Raw genomic sequence first — 1,331 nt, 5'->3', positions numbered from 1 at the left:
TGGGCTGCATCAAGACAAGGCAGGGTTTATTGATAACTATCGGCTGCTAGCACAAAATAGCGTTCTCTTTCTTGCGCTTACTCTGACATTAATGTTCCATAATTTTTGATATAAATTGTAGATAATTCAGGTTTTTAAAAGATGAATAGTTATGCTGACTTCTGTAGGAGAGCTTGTTTTCAATTAAATCTGCCAAAGTCTTTTGAAACTGAGATAATTCAAAGGTCTCAATTATTCTGTGTCGTAACTGTTCGGGCTGGTAGATCATTTTGTTGGGATAGGAACCTTGCAGAATCTGAATGAGACTCCAGGCGATCGCATTCACATTTTGTGGATCAACTAAGCATCCAAGGTTGCCATTTTCCAGCGGATCAACAGCCCCATCCTGGTTTCCAGCTAACACAGGTTTACCACAAGCAAGGGCTTCTAAATAGACAATTCCAAAGCCTTCAATAGAACTGGGTAAAGCGAAAACGTCGCAGAGATTATAGTAGTCACATAACTTATCATCCGGTACAAATCCAGCTAAAGTAACGCAGTCTTCTAAGCCAAGTTGCTGAACTAATGCTTCAATCTCAGGTTTGGCATCTCCCTTACCAACAATAATATAATGAACCTCCGGAATCTGACGGCGAATTTGAGGTAAAGCTTGAATAATTTGGAAGTAGCCTTTGTGAGGAGCAGCAGTTTTTCCTAAGCGAGAAACCGTTAAAATAATAGGCTGGTGGGGAGAAAGTTTATAGTTTTTCAACAGATGAAACGGTTTTGGTGCAATGTTAAATTGCTTTCCATCGAAGGTATTGGGTAAAATAGAAAGATGAGAAGGATTGAGCTTTTGTTCATGGAGAAGGCGATCCCGTGTATAGTGACTAACCGCAATTATTTGGTTTGCATGACGTAATGCTTTCTGGCGGAGGGGATGTTTGAGGTTCCAAACTTCGTCACCATGAGCCACAACCCAGTAGGGAATCCCTGTCAGTTGTTTAAGCCAGTAGCAAGGAATGCTGTAGTTGATGTGAGTGGTAATGATAAGAGTTGGTCGTTGCCAAATTCCCATTAAAATAATTTTCAGAGTAAGGAGAATATTTTGTAGAAAGCGGGAAAATTTACCAAAGCAATGAAATCGACTTTGTGGTAGCAATTGAGAGTTAGGCTGAGAAGAGGTATCGTATTTGAGGAAAATATCGTATTGGGCTTCTGGATAAAGAGTTTGTAAGGCTTGGAGGAAAAAGGTGGAGTAGACTTGAATTCCGCCTTTGAAGTTAAAGATGTTGGGAACAATTAGGTAGAGATGAGGTGCTGTTGAATGTTGGTTAAACATTTTGATATTT

At 39.8% G+C, this 1,331-nt stretch carries 1 protein-coding gene; it reads right to left on the bottom strand.

All coding sequences use genetic code 11. From position 1 onward, the window contains the following. Positions 1 to 88: 88 nt before the first annotated feature. Entirely contained in the window at positions 89 to 1,321 is a 1,233-nt protein-coding gene (locus F6K37_RS42745) for a glycosyltransferase (protein WP_287257267.1), read from the bottom strand. Positions 1,322 to 1,331: the final 10 nt, after the last annotated feature.

This window comes from Moorena sp. SIO4E2 (assembly GCF_010671945.1).
GTDB classification, from domain to species: domain Bacteria; phylum Cyanobacteriota; class Cyanobacteriia; order Cyanobacteriales; family Coleofasciculaceae; genus Moorena; species Moorena producens.
The sequence above is the reverse complement of the archived record's forward strand: the minus strand, read 5'-3'. Positions and strand labels throughout refer to the sequence as shown.